Below are 4,744 nucleotides of genomic sequence, written 5' to 3' on the forward strand. Positions count from 1 at the left end.
ATTTGCTTGGCAACGTCCTACTCTCCCAGGACCCTTCGGTCCAAGTACCATCGGCGCTGGAAGGCTTAACGGTCGTGTTCGGGATGGGTACGCGTGGTTCCCTTCCGCCATCGTCACCAAACAGGTGTCTATTCAGACACACCAGGGTTGCTCCCTGAAAACTAGCAGCGAAACGTGCAGTCGATCCATCCAAAGATCTTGTGGTGCATATGTGTCATATGCTCTCGATGCGGTCTTTTCCTTCGGAAAAAACCTTGTGGTTAAGCCCTCGACCGATTAGTATTGGTCAGCTCCACACATTGCTGTGCTTCCACCTCCAACCTATCTACCTCGTCGTCTTCAAGGGGTCTTACTAATTGGGAAATCTCATCTTGAGGGGGGCTTCACGCTTAGATGCTTTCAGCGCTTATCCCTTCCGTACATAGCTACCCAGCGATGCCTCTGGCGAGACAACTGGTACACCAGCGGTACGTCCATCCCGGTCCTCTCGTACTAAGGACAGCTCCTCTCAAATTTCCTGCGCCCGCGACAGATAGGGACCGAACTGTCTCACGACGTTCTGAACCCAGCTCGCGTACCGCTTTAATGGGCGAACAGCCCAACCCTTGGGACCTACTTCAGCCCCAGGATGCGATGAGCCGACATCGAGGTGCCAAACCTCCCCGTCGATGTGGACTCTTGGGGGAGATAAGCCTGTTATCCCCAGGGTAGCTTTTATCCGTTGAGCGATGGCCCTTCCATGCGGTACCACCGGATCACTAAGCCCGACTTTCGTCCCTGCTCGACCTGTATGTCTCGCAGTCAAGCTCCCTTATGCCTTTGCACTCTTCGAATGATTTCCAACCATTCTGAGGGAACCTTGGGGCGCCTCCGTTACTCTTTAGGAGGCGACCGCCCCAGTCAAACTGCCCACCTGACACGGTCCCTCTACCGGATCACGGTAGTAGGTTAGAACTCCGATACGATCAGGGTGGTATCCCAACGGCGCCTCCACCCAAGCTGGCGCTCAGGCTTCAAAGGCTCCCACCTATCCTGTACAGATCGTACCAAAGTCCAATATCAAGCTGCAGTAAAGCTCCATGGGGTCTTTCCGTCTTGTCGCGGGTAACCTGCATCTTCACAGGTATTAAAATTTCACCGGATCTCTCGTTGAGACAGCGCCCAAGTCGTTACGCCATTCGTGCGGGTCAGAATTTACCTGACAAGGAATTTCGCTACCTTAGGACCGTTATAGTTACGGCCGCCGTTTACTGGGGCTTCGGTTCACAGCTTCGGGTTACCCCTAACCGCTCCCCTTAACCTTCCAGCACCGGGCAGGCGTCAGCCCATATACTTCGCCTTGCGGCTTCGCATAGACCTGTGTTTTTGCTAAACAGTCGCTTGGGCCTTTTCACTGCGGCCCCCTCGTGCTATTCACACTACCGGGGCACCCCTTCTCCCGAAGTTACGGGGTCATTTTGCCGAGTTCCTTAACGAGAGTTCTTCCGCGCGCCTTAGAATTCTCTTCTCGCCCACCTGTGTCGGTTTGCGGTACGGGCACCTTCGCCTGGCTAGAAGCTTTTCTCGGCAGTGTGAGATCAAGACCTTCGCTACTGTAATTTTCGCTCCCCATCACAGCCCAGCCTTCACGATGTGCGGATTTGCCTACACATCAGCCTCACTGCTTGGACGGACATCCATCAGTCCGCGTCCCTACCCTGCTGCGTCACTCCATTGCTCGTAACGGCTTACGGTGGTACAGGAATTTCAACCTGTTGTCCTTCGACTACGCCTTTCGGCCTCGCCTTAGGTCCCGACTTACCCTGAGCGGACGAACCTTCCTCAGGAACCCTTAGGCTTTCGGCGGATCAGATTCTCACTGATCTTTTCGTTACTCATACCGGCATTCTCACTTCTGTACAGTCCAGCAGTCCTCACGATCTACCTTCGCTCCGTACAGAACGCTCCCCTACCCATGCGCAAATTCATGCGCAAGTCATAGCTTCGGTGGTGTGTTTAGCCCCGTTACATTTTCGGCGCAGAGTCACTCGACCAGTGAGCTATTACGCACTCTTTAAATGGTGGCTGCTTCTAAGCCAACATCCTGGTTGTCTGTGCAACTCCACATCCTTTCCCACTTAACACACACTTGGGGACCTTAGCTGATGATCTGGGCTGTTTCCCTCTTGACAATGGATCTTAGCACTCACTGTCTGACTCCCGGGGTAATGTCTGTGGCATTCAGAGTTTGACTGGACTTGGTAACCCTTGGCGGGCCCCGCACCCAATCAGTGCTTTACCTCCACGACACATCCCCCGAGGCTAGCCCTAAAGCTATTTCGGGGAGAACCAGCTATCTCCGAGTTCGATTGGAATTTCTCCGCTACCCCCACCTCATCCCCGAATTTTTCAACATTCGTGGGTTCGGGCCTCCAGTGCGTGTTACCGCACCTTCACCCTGGACAGGGGTAGATCACACGGTTTCGGGTCTACGCCTGCATACTCATTCGCCCTATTCAGACTCGCTTTCGCTGCGGCTCCGCCTCTTCAGCTTAACCTCGCATGCAAACGTAACTCGCCGGTTCATTCTACAAAAGGCACGCCATCACCCATTAACGGGCTCTGACTTCTTGTAGGCACACGGTTTCAGGTTCTTTTTCACTCCCCTCCCGGGGTGCTTTTCACCTTTCCCTCACGGTACTGCTTCACTATCGGTCGCTAGGGAGTATTTAGCCTTGGCAGATGGTCCTGCCGGATTCCGACGGGGTTTCACGTGTCCCGCCGTACTCAGGATCCGTCTAGGCATACGTTCACTTTCGGCTACAGGGCTGTTACCTCTTTTAGCGGACCTTTCCAGATCACTTCACCTAATGAACTTTTGCCACATTGACGTCCTACAACCCCAAGGAGCAAGCTCCTTGGTTTGGGCTAATCCGCGTTCGCTCGCCGCTACTGACGGAATCACTATTGTTTTCTTTTCCTCCAGGTACTTAGATGTTTCAGTTCCCTGGGTGTGCCTCCAATGCAGCTATGTATTCACTGCATGGTAACTGCGCATTACCACAGCTGGGTTCCCCCATTCGGACATCCCCGGATCAAAGCCTGCTTACGGCTCCCCGAGGCATTTCGTCGTTCGCCACGTCCTTCTTCGGCTCCTAGCGCCTAGGCATCCTCCGTGTGCCCTTATTAGCTTGACCAAACGCTCCGTTATATCCTGACTCGTGCTAGTAAGCTGCGCTTACCAAATCACTTCTCAGCATATAACCTCGCTTTACATCAAGACCAAAAGGTTTGGATGATTCTAGTTACATGTTTCGCTATCTAGTTTTCAAGGATCAACGTTTGAAAAGAGAAAAATTCTCCTTTCAAAACTGACAACGAGTGATTGAAGGTTTGAAGGCATTGCCTTCTTGACTGGGTCCGTTTCAGGACCCGAGTCTCCATAGAAAGGAGGTGATCCAGCCGCACCTTCCGATACGGCTACCTTGTTACGACTTCACCCCAATCATCTACCCCACCTTCGGCGGCTGGCCCCTTGCGGTTACCTCACCGACTTCGGGTGTTGTAAACTCTCGTGGTGTGACGGGCGGTGTGTACAAGACCCGGGAACGTATTCACCGCGGCATGCTGATCCGCGATTACTAGCAATTCCGACTTCATGCAGGCGAGTTGCAGCCTGCAATCCGAACTGAGACCGGCTTTTCTAGGATTGGCTCCAGATCGCTCCTTCGCTTCCCGTTGTACCGGCCATTGTAGTACGTGTGTAGCCCAGGTCATAAGGGGCATGATGATTTGACGTCATCCCCGCCTTCCTCCGGTTTGTCACCGGCAGTCAACTTAGAGTGCCCAGCCTAACCTGCTGGCAACTAAGTTCAAGGGTTGCGCTCGTTGCGGGACTTAACCCAACATCTCACGACACGAGCTGACGACAACCATGCACCACCTGTCACCTCTGTCCCGAAGGAAAGGCTTATCTCTAAGCCGGTCAGAGGGATGTCAAGACCTGGTAAGGTTCTTCGCGTTGCTTCGAATTAAACCACATACTCCACTGCTTGTGCGGGTCCCCGTCAATTCCTTTGAGTTTCACTCTTGCGAGCGTACTCCCCAGGCGGCATGCTTACTGTGTTAACTTCGGCACCAAGGGTATCGAAACCCCTAACACCTAGCATGCATCGTTTACGGCGTGGACTACCAGGGTATCTAATCCTGTTTGCTCCCCACGCTTTCGCGCCTCAGCGTCAGTTACAGGCCAGAAAGTCGCCTTCGCCACTGGTGTTCCTCCACATCTCTACGCATTTCACCGCTACACGTGGAATTCCACTTTCCTCTCCTGCACTCCAGTCTCCCAGTTTCCGGTGCGAACCGAGGTTGAGCCTCGGGATTAAACACCAGACTTAAAAAACCGCCTGCGCGCGCTTTACGCCCAATAATTCCGGACAACGCTTGCCCCCTACGTATTACCGCGGCTGCTGGCACGTAGTTAGCCGGGGCTTTCTTCTCAGGTACCGTCACCCAAAGAGCAGTTACTCTCCTTGGCGTTCTTCCCTGGCAACAGAGCTTTACGATCCGAAAACCTTCATCACTCACGCGGCGTTGCTCCGTCAGACTTGCGTCCATTGCGGAAGATTCCCTACTGCTGCCTCCCGTAGGAGTCTGGGCCGTGTCTCAGTCCCAGTGTGGCCGTTCACCCTCTCAGGTCGGCTACGCATCGTCGCCTTGGTGAGCCGTTACCTCACCAACTAGCTAATGCGCCGCAGGCCCATCC

Annotated in this window: 1 rRNA gene and 4 other annotated features (1 of these 5 only partly in view); the gene reads right to left on the minus strand. The window is 53.9% G+C overall.

Annotated elements, in window-relative coordinates:
- Nucleotides 1–121 (minus strand) — a sequence feature (most likely nonfunctional fraction of RNA operon); it reaches 93 nt to the left of the window's first position.
- A 135-nt stretch (nucleotides 122–256) separates the two neighbouring features.
- Nucleotides 257–3,176: ribosomal RNA gene (locus HMPREF1207_RS09325) — 23S ribosomal RNA — on the minus strand.
- Nucleotides 3,177–3,438: 262 nt separating this feature from the next.
- Nucleotides 3,439–4,413, minus strand: a sequence feature (most likely nonfunctional fraction of RNA operon).
- Nucleotides 4,414–4,424: 11 nt separating this feature from the next.
- Nucleotides 4,425–4,566 (minus strand) — a sequence feature (16S ribosomal RNA rRNA prediction is too short).
- Nucleotides 4,567–4,658: 92 nt separating this feature from the next.
- Nucleotides 4,659–4,730, minus strand: a sequence feature (16S ribosomal RNA rRNA prediction is too short).
- Nucleotides 4,731–4,744: the final 14 nt, after the last annotated feature.

It is taken from the genome of Paenibacillus sp. HGH0039, assembly GCF_000411255.1.
Lineage (GTDB): Bacteria > Bacillota > Bacilli > Paenibacillales > NBRC-103111 > Paenibacillus_F.